Here is a 16,654-nt window from a genome sequence, read left to right as displayed (position 1 = left end):
AGCCTTGGTACGAACCGCCCTAAGGCCCGGTGCGGCAGGCCCCATCATCGCGACACCCGCGAGGGGGCGAGTAGAACAGGCCGAGATGATTTATTGCATGCGTTGGTGGGGAAACTCGCTTATTTCAATCTGGCACAACGGGGGACGGTTCAACGTGTTCACCATCGGCAAGTCGCAACGACCCAGAGCCATCGCATGGATTGCAGGTGCATGGATCCTGGTCTGGGCCCCGCTGGCCGCCTATGCGATTCCCTCGTTTCCTGGGCATCTGGGCACCGGGCAGGTCGACATCCGTGGCGAGCCAAGGACGGCCCACGGTTTTCAGCCGTCTTCCTTTTCACGACCTTCTTGGCTTCAACGGGAAACCCTGGTCAATGTCGCGGCCGACGCTGCTCCGGACGGTACCGTTCAAGATCCCTCCCTGGGCGTCAACCTGGGCGATGTCACGGACTGGTCCACCGAGCTGCCCTTCCTCGACTTAATGAGAAGTTCCCGCCCCTGGGTGGCGCATGAGGAGGGGGTCTGGGGTGCCTGGAGCAACGAAAGGCTCGCGACGGAGGGATATCTGTCGCCCGAAGGTTGGCCGCAGCGTCTTCCAGATGGCTCGACCGGATTTCAAACGGCCGTCTTGACGGAGCAGCCGGAGGAGGCGCGCAGTATCGCGGGCACCTACCTCCTGCGCTGGGAAGGCAGCGCGACGGTCACCTTGGACGGCCTTGTCGAGAACATTCGACCAGAAGACGGCGCCATTCGTTTCACCTTCGCCCCCGACAAGGCTGGAGCCGTGCTCATTGGTGTCACGAACTTGGATGCAGCCGATCCGTTCCGTAACATGACCCTCGTTCGCGAAGATCGGGCAGCCCTCCTCGAAGGAGGAGCCGTCTTCAATCCGGACTTTCTGGCGCGGATCCAAGACTTTAGGGCTCTGCGCTTCATGGACTGGATGAAGACCAACAACTCGACCCAACGAGCCTGGGAGGATCGACCGCAGGTGACGGACGCCAGTTGGATGCAGCGCGGCGTACCGGTCGAGATCATGGTGCAACTGGCGAACGAGGTTGGCGCGGACCCTTGGTTCACCCTTCCGCATCAGGCCGACGACGACTACGTAGCCCGGTTCTCCAGCTATGTACGGGATCACCTCGATCCAGGCCTGAAAGTTTATGCGGAGTGGTCCAACGAAGTCTGGAACTTCGCCTTCGAGCAAACCCATTGGGCCGCTGCGCAGGCCACCGAGCGATGGGGTGTGGCACCTGGAGGAGATGGGTTCATCCAGTTTGCTGGGGTCCGTGCATCCGAAGTGGCCGATATCTGGCAGACGGCATTCGGGCCTGAGGCCGAGTCACGCCTGATCCGGGTCATCGGGACCCAGACGGGCTGGAAGGGCTTGGAGGTCCCCTTGCTCGACGCCCCGCTCGGCGTAGCGGAAGGCCGACGACCTCCTGCCGAGTCGTTCGATGCCTACGCTGTGACAGGGTACTTCGGTCATGGCATCGGATCCGAGGACATGGCGCCTCAACTGTTGGAATGGCTGGACCGCGGCACGGCAGTCGCCGAGGTCACCGAGTTGGCTCGGTCCGACCTTCAGCAGTTGGTGGAGGATTTCTGGCCTTACCACCAGCAGATTGCGCGCGATCGGAATCTTACGCTCGTGGCGTACGAGGGGGGAACACACATCGTCGGCCACGGCCCTGTAATGGAGGACGCGGACATAACTCAGTTCTTCACAAGCTATTCGTATACGCCCGAGATGGGAGCGCTTTACGGTGTTCTCCTGACCGAGTGGGCGCAACTCGGGGCTGGGCTCTTCACGGCCTATTCCGGCATATCGTCGCCTTCGCGGTACGGCTCTTGGGGCGCCCTGAGGCATCTTGACGACAGCAACCCCCGCTGGGATGCGCTGGTCGCTGCGAATGCAATTGCGGCTGGTTGGGAGGATCGAGACCCATCCGTTTTCCGAAATGGTGTCATCCGTCTGGGGTCCGACCATGGCGAGACACTGACGGGAACGCCTGAGGAGGACGACTTGATTGCACTGGATGGCGACGACATCCTCATTCCCCTTGGCGGCGGGGATCGTCTCCACGGCGGCCCTGGAGAGGACATCGTCAGATTGCCCGGAGCATTGAGCGATTGGACCAAGGCGTCGGATGGATTGGCTACGGTCCTGCAGCAAGGCACGGAAATCGTGCGCCTGACTGCAGTCGAGGTTGTTGAGTTTCAGGGCTCGGGCGACCGGATGATCATCACAGGACCGGATTGAGCGCGGCTGGTTTTGCACCCGGCGTATCTCAGCAGTCTACACAGCGCGACTGACATTTGGGTAACGGCTAGACCAGTGCTATGCACTGATGTCCGCTTTGCCGTCAGGCGCCGCCCTTCACTCAGGCCATGTGGCCCTTGGCCTCGAGATACCGTGCCAAGGAGTCATGCCAGGAAGGGACCGCACCAAGAAGATCCGAGGCCTTTGCGTTGTCGAGGACGCTATAACGCGGTCGAGCAGCAGGTGTCGGGTACTCGGCGCTGCTGCACGGGGTTACTACCGCGTCGACCTCGGCAAGCCGAATGATCTCGCAGGCGAACTCGTACCAGCTTGCCGCACCGCTGTTGACCAGATGGTATATCCCTGGCGCGCATCGGGCCGACAGCATCCTGACCAGTCCTTGCGCTACGTCAGCCGTAGCCGTCGGTGACATCACCTGATCCTCAACGACCCTAAGCGCCCCTTTTTCCCGACCTGCCCGGATCATCGTCTCGACGAAGTTGCCGCCCTTGCCGCTTGCGCCAGCCACGCCGAAAAGGGAGGCCACGCGAAGGACTACCACATCGTCATGCGCATGAAGGGCCAGAGTCTCGCCCAGCGCTTTCGACGCCCCGTAGACATTGATGGGCGACGTGGGATGGGTCTCCTTGAGCGGCCGGTCACGCCCAAGGTCGCCGCCGAACACGTAGTCCGTGCTGACATGGACAAAGCGGGCTTTCTTGAGCGAGCAGGCTTGCGCCAAGGCCTTCACCGCATGGGCATTGATCGCAACAGCCCGCGCGGCGTTGTGCTCGACTTCATCGGTCTTGTGGTAGCTCGTGCAATTGACCAGCACGTTGAATTCGAGGTCGGCCAAGGTTTGACCGATGGCGTCAACGCTTGCCACATCCAGACGGTCGCGCCTTACGGAAATTAGTTCGAAGGGCTCGCCCGCCATCGCATGGGCGTGCTGAATGTCGTGGCCAAGTTGCCCATTCGGCCCAAGCAGGAGCACCCTCATATTTCGATGATGCCCCCGTACAACTCCACCTCCCGGATGATACCATGCCACCGGGCAAGCTCCTTGTACCATTCCAGCGTGATCGTCTGAACAGTTTTGTCGATCGTGTTGGCCTCGAGGGCGTCGCAGATTTCCGCGACCCCATCTTTCGCCGTCTTCTCAGTCCGATAGCCGAGCGCTTCGATCTTGTCGAACGCAACCCTGTAGCTCCGCCGATCGGCGTCCCCATACCACTCGATCTCGACGGGACGCGGCATGTAGCTGGCTACCAGATCCGCCAATGGGCCGATCTGGTAGGTGTTCGAGGCAGAGCCGACGTTGAAAATCTGCCCGTTGATCCGGGATGCGTCAGCGTCCAGCATGAACATTTGAGCCCGGGCCGTGTCGCGCACGTGAACCATGGGACGCCACTGGCTGCCGTCGCGCATCAAAGGCAGCTTGCCGGTCTTCCAGGCACCATAGACCATGCCATTGATGGCGAGGTCGAACCGCATTCGTGGCGAAAGACCGTATACGGTTGCTTGGCGCAGAACGGTCACGCAGAAATCGTCGTCGGCCAAGGGAAGAGCCCCTTGCTCGGCCATCTCGTTGGCGCGCGCATAGGTCGTGAGGGGATTGGTGGCGCTATCCTCGTTGGCGATGATGCCGTCTTCCTGAAAGCCATAGATGCTGCAGGACGAAGGCAGGATGTAGCGCTTCACGCCCGCGTCCTTGGCCATCTCAGCTGCACGAACCCGTGCGTCCCTGTTGATCTGCAGCGTAGCGTTCTGGAAGAGCTCACCCGACGGATCATTAGAGATCGCGGCCAAGTCGATGACGGCGTCGATATCCGTGAAATGTGCGGCCGCAAGCCGGCGCGTGTCCTCCACGAGCACTTCGAGCCGAGCATGCGCGGGCAGGAGGTCACGTCCGAAGAAGAAGCGGTCGATGGCGCGGACATCGTATCCGTTCTGCAGGAGCAAGGGGACCAATGTCGTCCCGATGTAGCCTCCGGCACCCGTCACCAATACTCGTGTCAAAGCTTTCCCCTTGATGAGCTAGTTAATCCAGCAGTTCCATTGAAGATAACGATTGAAACGGCACGCTGATCAGTTCGATCGAAGCGTCGCGACATTCCGACTTTCAAAATGGCGAAACGATCTGCGAGAACTGCAGCTGCCGCCGATCCTTGTCCGACAACACGGCATGACGCTCTTCGATTGGCCATGAAATTCCCAGATCAGGATCGTTCCAAGATATCCCCTTGTCATGCTCGGGCGCGTAATAGTTACTGACCTTGTAGATGACCTCCGTGTTCGGCTCAAGTGTCATGAAACCATGGGCGAAACCGACCGGGACGAGGATCTGATTCCACTCATCCGCCGATAGCACTGCAGTGACATGCTTGCCGTAAGTGGTTGAGCTCCGGCGCAGGTCCACGGCCACATCGATGATGGACCCGCGAATTACACGCACCAGTTTGTCTTGGGCGAATGGCGGCGTTTGGTAATGCAGGCCGCGGACCACGCCCCTTTCCGAGGAAAGAGAATGGTTATCCTGAACGAAATCGATGTCGATCCCAGCGTCTCCGAGAGCGTGACGATTGTAGACCTCGGAAAAGAAACCGCGTGAGTCACCATGCTTCTTCGGTCTCAGAATCTTCACACCAGAAATGGCTAGTTCTTCGACCTGCATCATGCCTCCCAGGCTGTTGTGGTTGACGGCTCGGGACATCTCTCGTCCGTCATCAGAATATCCCGACGTTTCATGCGCAACGCGCCTCTGCGGTCGGGCCAAGAACACGGTCCGCAATGTGCCGTGCGATCGGAAGCGCAGCCGTGGCCGCCGGGGACGGCGCATTGCAGACGTGCAAGCTGTGGCGTGTTTCGACGAACAGGAAATCGTCGACGAGTCGGCCATCCCGTCGTACCGCCTGGGCCCTGATCCCTGGCCGGTAGGGCACAAGGTCATCCAGCCGAATCTGCGGGCAGTAGCGCTGCACTTTGGCCAGATACGCCCGGCGAAGAACCGAGCCGGCAAGTTCGTCCACTGCGGACCGCGCGTTCCGCACAACCAGGCGCCAGAACCCAGGATAAGCGAGGCTCTCTCCGATGTCGCGAAGACTGAACTGCCCCGAGTAGCCTTCCCGAGCCGCGGCGAGAACCGCGTTCGGTCCGACCGTGAACCCGCCGTCGAGCTTGCGCGTCAGGTGAACGCCGAGAAAGGGTCGGGCCGGATCCGGAACCGGGTAGATCAACCGTCGGACCAGATCGCTCGGCTGGTTCTGGATGCGATAGTACTCACCCCGGAAGGGGATGATCCGGAAATCAGTCTCGGCGCCAAAGGCCCGGGCCAGACGATCGGCCCACAACCCAGCACAGACGACCGCTTTCGCCCCCTGCAGCTCACCATCAGACGTGGTCAACCGGACCCCGGCCGTGTCTTCCTTGGCCCGGTCGACGCGGATGCCCAGGCGGATCTCACCGCCTCTTTCGGTGAAACGCTGGGCCAGTCTGCGGGCCACGACACTGTAGTCGACGATGGCCGTCGTCGGTGACCACAGCGCCGCTTCTGCGCGGATCGCGGGTTCCAAGATGCGCGCCTCCGGGCCCGTCACCGGTTCGACCTCTATGCCGTTCTGCACGGCACGGGCCTGGAGGTCCGCCAGCCTGACGCACTCGGCTTCGTCGACGGCCACGATGAGCTTGCCACATCGCTCGAACGGGATATTCTCCTTTCGGCAGAATTCAAGCATCTCGGCCTTACCCTCTCGGCAAAAGCGAGCCTTGGCGCTGTTCGGCGTATAGTAGACACCGGCATGGATGACCCCGGAGTTGCGGCCTGTCTGGTGCAACGCCGGGCTTTGCTCCTTCTCCAGCAGGACGATCCTCGCACCGGGCTGACGCGACTGCAGTTCACAGGCCGTAGCGATGCCGACTATACCGGCACCTATGACAATCAGATCGGCTGTCGCGACCACCTGCGTCCCCTGTCATGGATATCGGTTCTGCCCACGATACCCATCTTCCACGTCAGTGGCGTTGCATCAAGCACCATGCTATGCCCCTAACTCGCGGGGCCATCGTCACGCGATAGTCGGCGATCAGCAAGGTGCCTCGTTTCTTCCTTTAGCACCATGTCATTTCCCAGTTGGCCAGGGGGCAAGATTGCCGTCAAGCTAAAACGGTCTCTATAGTTCGCCAGCAACATTGTTGCTCCAACGCGTATTGTGATGGTCTGAATCGCCGTTGGTTCTCTGAACGGAGAGTTATGTTAAGAACTAAGTTGTCAGTACTTTCGTTTGCTTCCTGCTGGAGTGGTCTGAAAAGATCAGGGTGATGCAGTCGTTCGGCTGACCTTTCCCAAGGCATTCACTGTAGCGACTGTGGTTTTCTATACTGAAGACAGGGACTTCGCGCGCCATGAGTGCTGATCGAATGGAAGCCGCGCCTATGCTCCTGTTGAAGCAGCCACAACGAGCGCCAGCCGCATGACATGAATGAGTGACCAGACAGAAAACAGAGCGAAAACTTCCATATTACAACCGGCTGGAAGAGTTGACCGAAGGTGCCTTAGTCGGGGCGGACCCTGCGGCCGTCTGCCGCGGTCACGTTCCGCTTGTCGAGCACGAAAGGCGTGTTAACAGGATGCGGCAATTGGCCGTCTTTTCAGTTCGGAGTTCGTTGGGGCGATGGCGTTGCTTGATCTGGCTGGATCGTCCTGTGATAAGGACAGGCGCACCGAACCCGGTTCTCTGTTGAGGGCGTCATGATCGGGGCCGGGCGGCTGATCAGCATTATCATCCCTGCCTCGAACGAAGAGAGTTATCTGCCGAGCTGTCTGCAATCCCTACTTGATTCCGAGCCTCCGGATTTCGATTTGGAGGTCGTCGTCGTGTCGAACGGCTCCCGTGACCGGACCGCCGGGGTGGCGCGGGGCTTCGGACCTTTGTTTGCGGCCCAGGGCTGGAGCCTGAGTGTTCTGGAGTTGGAGGAGGGTGGGAAGATCAACGCCCTGAATGCAGGCGATCAGGCGGCAAAGGGCGAGTTGCGCGTGTACATGGATGCGGACACGATCGCTTCGCCCCGACTGCTCGCCGGACTGACGCGCGCGCTTGACCGGCAGGACGCGGCCTATGCAAGTGGCCGTCCGGTGCCGCCTCCGGCCAGGAACTTGGCGCTCCGCGCCTATGTTCGTTTTTGGACGCGTCTGCCGTTCATGACGGAAGGTGTGCCCGGCTGCGGCCTGCTGGCCGTCAATGCAGCAGGGCGGGCCCGGTGGGGAGAATGGCCGGCGATCATCGCGGACGATCATTTCGCGAAGCTTAGCTTTGCACCCCATGAACGGCACCTCGTGCCGGAGACTTACATCTTTCCCATGGCTACAAGCTTCCCCGGACTTGTTCGGGCCCGTAGGCGGCAGGACCGCGGCGTCTCGGAGATTGCGACCATCTTTCCGAACATTGTGGTCAATGAAGGCAAGGTTCCGATGGGCATCAAGCGTATCGCAGCGCTGTTCCTGCGCGACCCGCTCGGCTTCCTCGTGTACGCAGGCGTGACCTTGGCGGTGCGATCTGGACGCTGGGACGGCACGTGGAGCCGCTCACGATGACAGCCGTGGCCTCACTGGGCCGCCGGGTTCTTCGCTCCTCGGCCATCACCTTGTCCGGCTATGTGGCGGGTCAGGCGCTTCGCCTGGCGGCCAACCTGATCCTGACGCGGCTGCTCTTCCCCGAGGCGTTCGGGATGATGGCGCTCATCAACGTGTTCCTGATGGGGCTGGTCATGCTGTCGGACATCGGCGTCGGCCCGTCCATCATGCAGTCGAAAAGAGGCGACGATCCTGCCTTCCTCGATACGGTCTGGACCATCCAGATCCTTCGCGGAGGTTTCCTGTGGCTCCTCGCGATGGCTGCCACGCCCCTTGTCGCTTGGTTTTATAAAGAGCCCGACCTCTTGTCCTACCTTCCGGTAGCGACGATCTCGCTCTTGGTCGTGGCCTTCAATCCCACGAGGCAACAGACAGCCAACCGCCACCTCCGGGCGGGTCTCGTTACGCTCATCGACTTTGGTGCCCAGTTGTGCGGCGTCCTCATCACGATCCTGCTGGCCTGGATGATGCGCTCGACATGGGCGCTCGTGATCGGAGGATTGGCAGCTCCCCTGGTACAGCTTGCGCTTCTTCAGTTCCTCCCCGGGGATCGCAATCGGTTCCGTTGGGAGAAGGCGGCTGCCGCCGAGGTGATACACTTCGGGAAGTGGATCTTCCTTGCTACGATCTGCGGCTTCGTGATCGCGCAGGCAGACAAGGTCATCCTGGGTCACTTCCTCGATCTAGGCCACTTCGGCCTGTACAACATCGCCTACTTCCTGGCGACAGTGCCGCTCATGGTTGGGGGTGTGGTGACAGGTCGGGTTCTTATCCCCGTCTACCGCGACTCTCCACCCGCCCAGTCCCCAGCGAACGAACAGCGTGTGCGCCGATTCCGGTCTGGCGCCTTGGCGGCGCTGCTCCTCATCTCGGCGTTGTTCGCTTTCGGCGGCGCGGAGCTGGTGCGGTTGATGTACGACGAACGCTATCATCAAGCTGCCGGCATTGTCGTGCTCGTCACGGTGGCGCAGCTGCCTTCGCTGATCTTTCTCACCTGCGACCAAGCAGCCCTCGCCATGGGCGACTCGCGGCGGTTCTTCGTGCTGACGCTGGCTCGCGGCGCCTTGGTCACTCTGGGCCTGATGATCGGGTTCAACGTGGCCGGTTTGGCGGGCGCCATTGTCGGGCAGGGACTTGGCAGCCTTGCGGCTTATCCCGTGCTTGCCTGGCTACTCAAGCCACATGGCGCCTGGAACCCCGATCTCGATGCGCAGTTCCTGGCCGCGGCGGTCGTCCTTGGGGCGACTGCGCTCTGGCTGAATCGAGCAAGCCTTAACGCAATCCCCTTATGAACATGACGAAAGAGACTCTGGCGCCCAAGGTTGATCGACTGCCATACTGCAGTGGCGTCGTGCGTTTGAGGCTCTGGTTCGGGGTACAGGGAGACCGGCATGCAATCGGCCGAGAATAGATTCGTTGACGTCGTGGACACCGACATCGCGATCGTCGGACTAGGTCTGCACCTACCCGGAGCTGCATCGCCCGACGAGTTCTGGTCGAACCTGAAGCACGGCCGACGGTCTATCCGCCGCCTCTCGCGCGACGAGCTGCTTCAGTCGGGCGAAGCCGCGCATCTGATCGACCGGCCCGACTACGTGCCCTTTGCCGCCGATCTGCCCGGCTTTGCGCGGTTCGACGCAGAGTTCTGGGGCCTCTCACCCAAGGATGCGGGGATCATGGACCCGCAGCACCGCCAGTTCCTCGAGGCGGCTTGGGAGGCCCTGGAGAACGCCGGACATATGCCCGAGACCTTCAAGGGTCGCATCGGGGTCTTCGCGGGCTGCGGTCAGGGCGCGTACTATCATCAGAACATATTAACGAACCGAGACCTCGTGGATGGTACCGGCCTGTTCCTTTTGCGGCATACGGGAAACGACAAAGACTTCTTGGCCACACGGCTCAGCCATACCCTTGATCTCCGCGGCCCCAGCGTGAACCTCCAGACGGCGTGCTCGACCTCTTTGGTGGCGACCCACTACGCCTGCCAGGCGCTATTGGCCGGGGAATGCGACATGGCCCTGGCCGGGGGCGTCACGATCGAGCTTCCTCATGCCCGCGGCTATCTTTTCCGCGAAGGAGAGATCCTGTCGCCTGACGGGGAATGCCACGCCTTCGATCATCGCGCGGCCGGGACTGTGTTCGGCTCGGGCGCGGGTGTCGCGGTCCTGCGGCGCCTGTCGGATGCTGTGGCCGATGGCGACGAGATCTGGGCGGTCATCAAAGGCAGCGCCGTCAACAATGACGGGGCCTCCAAGGCCGGATACCTCGCACCTTCAGTGGACGGTCAGGCAGCGGCCGTGAGCGAGGCTCTCTTGGTCGCGCAGGTCAGGGCCGAGAGCATCGGTTACATAGAGTGCCATGGCACTGGAACCTACCTGGGGGACCCGATCGAAGTCGCGGCGCTGACAGACGCGTTCCGCAAGACGACGGACAAGGTCGGCTTCTGTCGGTTGGGATCGGTCAAGACAAATATCGGGCATCTCGACACTGCCGCCGGGGTGGCAAGCCTTGCCAAGGTGGCCTTGGCGTTGAAGCACGGAGAGATCCCGCCCTCGTTGGGCTTCGAGGCTCCGAACCCGGCCATTCCGTTCGATGGCAGCCCTTTCCGGGTCGCCGACCGGCTGCAGCCTTGGCCAGTCGAAGGAACCCGGCGCGCCGCGGTGAACTCGCTGGGCGTCGGCGGAACCAATGCGCACGCCATTCTGGAGGAGCCTCCACGTCGTGCTCCGTCCGAAGAGGCCGCCTTTCCCTTCCAGGTCCTGACCCTTTCCGCCCGCAACAAAGCCGCATTGGATGAGGCATCCCTTCGCCTTGCTTCGCATCTGCGGGCGCATCCCGAACAACCTCTCGCCGATGTGGCCTGGACCCTCCAGGTCGGTCGGCGCGCCTTCGATCGCCGGCGCGTCCTTGTGGCTTCGTCCCACGAAGAAGCGGCAGCCATCCTGGAGGCCGGTGACCCGCGTCGGGTCTTTACGCATCAGGTTGTCGGAAGCAGTCCGGACGTCGTTTTCATGTTCCCCGGCGGCGGCGCGCAGTACGCTGGAATGGCTCACGACCTCTATGAAACCGAGCCGGTGTTCCAGGACTGGATGGACCGGGGGCTCGAGGTTCTTGCGCCCAAGCTGGACTACGACCCGCGTGAGATCTGGCTGCCCGCGCCGGGACAGGAAGCCTGGGCCAACCAACGTCTGCTGACGCCATCGGTGCAACTGCCGCTCATCATGATCGTGGAGTATGCGCTGGCGCAACTCTGGATCAGTTGGGGGGTCAAGCCGGCTGTCCTCATCGGGCATTCCATGGGCGAGAATACCGCAGCCTGCCTGGCTGGGGTCTTGTCCTTCGAAGATTGCATCGGCCTCGTTCACCTTCGCGGGACGCTGTTCGACAGCGTCCCTGCAGGAGGCATGCTGTCCGTAGGCCTGCCGGCCAGTGACCTCCGGCCCTACCTCCAGGAATTCGGTCTGGATCTCGCAGCCGAGAACGCCCCACGGCTGTCGGTCGCGTCCGGTCCGGCAGACGCGCTCGATGCCCTTGCCCGGCGGCTGGACGAACAAGGGATCGACGCGCAGCGGATCCCGATCGCCATTGCCGCTCACAGCCGGATGCTCGACGGCATCCTGACCGCGTTCGGTGATTACCTGCGTTCCGTCCCGTTGCAGGCGCCGAAGATCCCGATGATCTCGAACCGGACCGGGACGCTGCTCACGCCCGAGCAGGCGGTGGACCCCGAGTACTGGGTCGGGCATCTGCGCAACAGCGTGCTGTTCGCGGAGGGCCTTTCGACCTTGGCCGCGCAGCGATCCGCCCGGATCTATGTCGAGGTCGGTCCTGGCAAGGCGCTTGCGTCGCTTGCCGGCCAGCACGGAAAGGTGACGGCCAACCAGGTCCTCGGAACGCTCCGGCATCAGAGCGATACGGTGGCGGACGATGCCTATCTTCAGGCGATGCTCGCACGGGTCTGGGCGGCGGGCGGCAACTTCGACTGGGAGCAGATCTGGGCCGGCGCAAAGCGGCAACGCGTCAGGCTGCCAACCTATCCGTTCCAACGGTCGGAGTACTTCATCGCCCCTGGTGTAGGTGCCCAGCCCGAGGTTTCGGGGCCGCCTCAGCGCGTCGCAGACCTGGCCGATTGGGGTTGGGCTGCGCGCTGGATTCCGCGATATGCCGCATGCGACGTCGACGTCACCGGTGATCTGTCGGAGACCGCACAGGAAGGCTGGCTGATCTTCGTGGACGAGGCCGGGCTCGGTGCCGACGTTGCGGCTCGCCTCAAGAAGGCTGGACAGGCTGTCACGATGGTACGGCCTGGGGATCGTTTCGCGAAGCTACCCTCGGGCGACTACCTCCTTCCTCCCGAGCAGGGCCGTGAGGGTTATGATCGCCTCCTGCAGGATCTGTCCCGAGACGGACGGCTACCAAGCCGTGTGCTCCACCTCTGGCTCGTGACCCAAGGCGAAGGGTTCCGACCGGGATCCAGCTTCTTCCACCGCACCCAGGAGCAGGGCTTCTGGTCGTTGCTGTTCCTGGCGCAATCCTGGGGCGAGGAAGCCGCCGCTGAACCGCTCCATCTGATCACAGTCACGTCGGGCACCATGCAGGTCCGCTCCGAGCCACTGTTGCACCCTTCGAAGGCAACGGTTCTCGGCCCCGTGCAGGTGATCCCGCGCGAGTTCGGGGGCGCCACCTCGTCGCTTCTGGATATCGATCCCGGCATGGAACGCGAGGCGCTGGTGCTGGCGCTGATCGAAGAAGCCTTGGCCGTCCCATCGAACACCATCGCTGCCCTCCGCGCGGGCCGCCGTCTGGAGCGAAGCCACCGTCCGGCCCCCCTGGCTTCAGCGCAGCCGGATCTGAAGGCAGGTCGGCCGGTCCTCATCACCGGCGGCTTCGGTGGGATCGGACTGACACTGGCGCAAGAACTGGTCCGCAAAGCTGGGTCGCCCATCGTGCTCGTGTCCCGCACGCCCCTGCCGCCGCGGGCCGAATGGGATGCCATCCTGCGGCGGGAAGGCGGCACAACCCCTGCCCGGATCCGCTCCGTGCGCTCCATCGAGGCTCTGGGCGGCCGTGTGCTGACCTTGGCCGCCGATGTCGCCAACATCGAGGAGATGCGAGCGGCAGTGGACGAGGCGCAGTCGATCCTCGGCCCACTCAGCGGCATTGTCCATGCTGCCGGGGTGGTGGACGATGCGCCGATCCTCGGCAAGTCGGCCCAGGCGATCGAGGATGTCTTTGCTCCAAAGGTCCACGGCACGCAGGTATTGGACGAGTTGTTCCCGGATGGGAGCCTAGACTGGATGCTGCTCTGCTCGTCGACCTCGACGGTCACGGCGCCGGCGGGCCAAGTCGATTACGTTGCCGCCAATGCCTACCTCAACGCTTTTGCCAGAGCCCGGTCCGGCGGGCGTACCCGCGTGACCGCGCTCGATTGGGGCGTTTGGCATGGGGTCGGGATGGCCGCGGAAGCCATGGCAGCCCGCACGGGGCGCGCGGAGCCAGAGCCCGAACCGGTGGACCTACCTTTGCTCGATCGCATGGGCTTCGACGTCGAAGGGAGCCGTCTGTTCACCGCCAAGTGGATCCCGCGGACGACCTGGGTTCTCAACGAACATCGAACCCGTGCGGGAGACGCCGTGCTGCCGGGCACCGGGGTGCTCGAACTCGTCGCCGAAGCCATGCAGGGGCAGGGAGAAGAAGGCCCCTATGAGATCCGCGACCTGACCTTCTTGCGTCCACTCCGTGCTCCGGAGGCCGGGATAGACGTCCGGCTCACGTTGCGGCGGACCCCGTCCGGGTATGACATGCGCGTGGAAAGCGCTGCCGGTCGTGGAGACAGGGAACTCAATGCAGAAGGGCGCATCGAGCTTCTTGGGCTGTCGGCGCCAGGCATGCTCGATCCAACAGCCATCCGGACACGGCTGGACGAGCGGGACACTATGTTGGTGCCGGCCGCCGCCGGCTCGCTCGCCTCCCCGCAGGAAAGGCACTTGGCCTTTGGATCCCGCTGGCGCGTTCTGCGCGAAGGACAGCTCGGACGAGGCGAGGGCCTGGCACGGCTGACCCTTCCCCCTGCCGGTGCCGAGGGCATGATCATGCACCCCGGTCTTCTTGATCTTGCGACCGGTTGGGCCATGGCCTTGATCCCCGACTACGAGCCGGCCAATCTCTGGGTTCCTCTCTCCTACGGGTCAGTCCGCGTCTTTGGGCCCCTCCCGTCCGAACTGCTGAGTCATGTTCGACTGACATCGGGCGGCCCTGAGATCGCGCAGTTCGACGTGACCCTTGCCGGTCCGGACGGAACGGTCTGCGTCGAGGTCGAAGGCTTCACGATGCGGAGGCTCGATGCCGAGCTTGCCTTCGGGGTCGCGGCTGCCGTCCCTTCCAAGGACGGGCCGCGACCGCTGTCGCCAGCGGAAGAGCGCTTGGCCCATGCCATTCGCCAGGGAATCCGACCCGAGGAGGGCGCAGAGGCTTTCCTCCGGGTTCTGGCACTCGGGCCTTCCGAGATCGTCGTTTCCTCAATGCCGCTTCCGGACCTCATCGCGCAGGCAAGCGCCGTAGACGAGGCTTCGACATCCCGAGGGTTCGAGCGTCCCGCCAGCGCGGGCGATTTCGTCGCGCCCGAGGGGGAGGTGGAGACGCGCCTCGCCGCGTTCTGGACAGACCTCCTCGGCGTGTCGCAAGTCGGGGCGGGAGACTCGTTCTTCGACCTGGGTGGCCATTCGCTGATTGCCGTCCGGCTCTTTGCGCAGATCAAGAAGACCTTCGGAGTCGAGTTCCCGATTTCGGTACTCTTCGAGGCGCCCACCATCCGGGCCTGCGCCCGTCTGATCGAAGAGCGGGGCGGGATCGTAGCCCAGCCATCCGGCCCCACCTCGTCCGAGGCGGCTCCGGCGCGGCCGGTGCGGCGGTTCACTCACTTGGTGCCGATGCATCAGGGCGAGGGCGGGGCTAAGACGCCGTTCTTCCTGGTTGCAGGGATGTTCGGAAACGTCCTCAACCTTCGCCACCTCGCCCAGTTGATCGGCCAGGATCGGCCGTTCTACGGCCTGCAGGCCCGCGGCCTGACGGGCGAGGAGCCGCCTCACACCTCGTTGGTGGAGGCGGCGACGAGTTGCATCGCCGAGATGCGCCAAGTCCAGCGGCAGGGCCCTTGGATGGTGGGCGGCTTCTCGGGTGGCGGCATCACCGCGTTCGAGATCGCGCGGCAACTCCGCGATGCCGGCGAGGAGGTCGCTTCGGTCATCCTGCTGGACACGCCTTTGCCCCAGCGTCGTCCCATCACGCGGCGCGACAGGGCGATGATCCAATGGCTGGAGCTTCGGTCCCGCGGTCTATCTTACCCGTTGGAATGGGCAAAGCGGCGGTTGGCCTGGGAACTCGCCAAGCGGAAAGGCAGAGACGTGGACCATCCGGCCGAGCCTGCATTCCACGATGCAGCGATCGAGGCGGCCTTCTACCAGGGCATCGCGGATTACCGTATGGAGGTCTGGGATGGGCCGCTCACGCTGTTCCGTCCGCCGATGCGGGGCAAATGGCAGGTCGCGCCAGACCGCCTGGTGTCACACGATCGCGACTATGTCATCCATGACAATGACTGGGGCCCATGGGCGACCCGCTTGCAGGTGATCGAGGTTCCGGGCAACCACGACTCCATGGTTCTCGAACCGAACGTGCGAGTGCTCGCTGCCCGCATGCGCCGGGTCATCGAGGCGGCCGAACGCGCGCCGGTTCGGCAGAAGCAATGGTCTTACAAGGAGGCGGCCGAATGAAGGTCCTCACTGTCATCCTCAACTGGCGCACGCCGGAGATGACGCTCCAGTCCGCCGAGGCGGCTCTCCGGGAGATGGACGGGATCGAGGGCGCCATCACCATCGTCGACAACGACTCGGGCGATGGTTCCGAGGAGGCCATGCGCAACGGGGTCGCGGCGCGCGGCTGGCCGGAGACGCGGGTGAGGGTGCTTCAATCCGGGCGGAACGGGGGCTATGGCGCGGGCAACAACTTTGGGGTCCGTGCCGGCCTTCCTGGGGGTGAACGGCCGGACCTGGTCTACATCCTCAACTCGGACGCTTTCCCGGATCCCGGTAGCGTTCGCGCCCTTGTGGACTACCTGGCTCGTACTCCCGAGGCTGCATTCGCGGGCAGCTACATCCACGGACCGGACGGCGAGCCTCATACATCGATCTTCCGATTCCCATCGGTCGCCAGCGAGTTCGAGGGATCGGCGCGACTGGGCCCTGTCACCCGCCTTCTGTCCCATAAAACGGTGCCCGTGCTGACGGCTGTCGACTCCGGGCCGGTGGACTGGCTGATGGGTTCCAGCTTGATGATGCGCCAGGACGTTATCGATCAGATCGGTTTGTTCGACGAAGGCTTCTTCCTTTACTTCGAAGAGACGGATCTCTGTCTTCGGGCGGCGCGGGCGGGGTTCCAGACCCACTTCGTCCGGGAAAGCTCGGTGACGCATATCGGGTCAGCGTCCACGGGCATGAAGGATTGGAAGCGTGTTCCCGACTATTGGTACGACTCGCGGCTGAGGTACTTTGCGAAGAACCATGGCGCGGCAGCGGCAGCGGCGGCCACGGCGGCTCATCTGACGGGCGGGCTGATCCACCGACTGCGCTTCCGACTGACTGGACGCCCCCCCGAGGACCCGCCCGGGTTCCTGTCGCGCATGGTCGTTCATCATGTGAAATCTGCTGTAGGGCCGTCCTCGCGGCCGCAGTGACCCGACAGTGCTGATTAGTGGGGAATAGAGT

General features: G+C 63.2%; 9 protein-coding genes. 5 read left to right on the top strand and 4 right to left on the bottom strand.

The features are described from left to right. The first annotated feature begins 97 nt into the window (after positions 1-97). Positions 98-2,263, top strand: a complete 2,166-nt coding sequence (locus FHG66_RS07880; RefSeq protein ID WP_139076207.1) for a hypothetical protein — start codon at positions 98-100, stop codon at positions 2,261-2,263. A 121-nt stretch (positions 2,264-2,384) separates the two neighbouring features. Here the strand turns inward: FHG66_RS07880 and rfbD are convergent, their stop codons facing one another. The 4 genes from rfbD to lhgO all read right to left on the bottom strand — a co-directional run bounded on the left by rfbD (position 2,385) and on the right by lhgO (position 6,222). Continuing rightward, positions 2,385-3,263 (bottom strand): dTDP-4-dehydrorhamnose reductase, encoded by an 879-nt coding sequence (gene rfbD, locus FHG66_RS07875; RefSeq protein ID WP_139076206.1) that lies wholly within the window; start codon positions 3,261-3,263, stop codon positions 2,385-2,387. Beyond that, positions 3,260-4,282: an NAD-dependent epimerase/dehydratase family protein gene (locus tag FHG66_RS07870; RefSeq protein WP_139076205.1), complete on the bottom strand. Its 1,023-nt coding sequence runs from the start codon at positions 4,280-4,282 to the stop codon at positions 3,260-3,262. Before FHG66_RS07870 ends, rfbD begins: the two co-directional genes overlap by 4 nt. A 103-nt stretch (positions 4,283-4,385) precedes the next feature. Further along, complete coding sequence (gene rfbC / locus FHG66_RS07865) at positions 4,386-4,976, bottom strand: dTDP-4-dehydrorhamnose 3,5-epimerase (protein WP_342777483.1); 591 nt, start codon at positions 4,974-4,976, stop codon at positions 4,386-4,388. 31 nt (positions 4,977-5,007) lie between these two features. Further along, entirely contained in the window at positions 5,008-6,222 is a 1,215-nt protein-coding gene (gene lhgO / locus FHG66_RS07860) for an L-2-hydroxyglutarate oxidase (protein ID WP_139076204.1), read from the bottom strand. Positions 6,223-7,010: 788 nt separating this feature from the next. On the opposite strand from lhgO, the gene FHG66_RS07855 reads away from it, so the two are divergent. The 4 genes from FHG66_RS07855 to FHG66_RS07840 all read left to right on the top strand — a co-directional run bounded on the left by FHG66_RS07855 (position 7,011) and on the right by FHG66_RS07840 (position 16,623). Continuing rightward, positions 7,011-7,853: a glycosyltransferase family 2 protein gene (locus FHG66_RS07855; protein WP_139076203.1), complete on the top strand. Its 843-nt coding sequence runs from the start codon at positions 7,011-7,013 to the stop codon at positions 7,851-7,853. Next, positions 7,850-9,184 carry an oligosaccharide flippase family protein gene (locus tag FHG66_RS07850; RefSeq protein WP_139076202.1) on the top strand — a complete coding sequence of 445 codons (1,335 nt, stop codon included), beginning with the start codon at positions 7,850-7,852 and terminating at the stop codon, positions 9,182-9,184. Before FHG66_RS07855 ends, FHG66_RS07850 begins: the two co-directional genes overlap by 4 nt. A 99-nt stretch (positions 9,185-9,283) precedes the next feature. Next, positions 9,284-15,664: a type I polyketide synthase gene (locus tag FHG66_RS07845; protein WP_139076201.1), complete on the top strand. Its 6,381-nt coding sequence runs from the start codon at positions 9,284-9,286 to the stop codon at positions 15,662-15,664. Next, positions 15,661-16,623, top strand: a complete 963-nt coding sequence (locus tag FHG66_RS07840; protein ID WP_139076200.1) for a glycosyltransferase family 2 protein — start codon at positions 15,661-15,663, stop codon at positions 16,621-16,623. Before FHG66_RS07845 ends, FHG66_RS07840 begins: the two co-directional genes overlap by 4 nt. The last annotated feature ends 31 nt before the right edge of the window (positions 16,624-16,654 follow it).

The sequence above is a fragment of the Rubellimicrobium rubrum genome, from assembly GCF_006152115.1.
In the GTDB taxonomy this organism is placed as follows: Bacteria; Pseudomonadota; Alphaproteobacteria; order Rhodobacterales; family Rhodobacteraceae; genus Rubellimicrobium; species Rubellimicrobium rubrum.
This window is presented reverse-complemented; position numbering and strand designations above follow the sequence as displayed.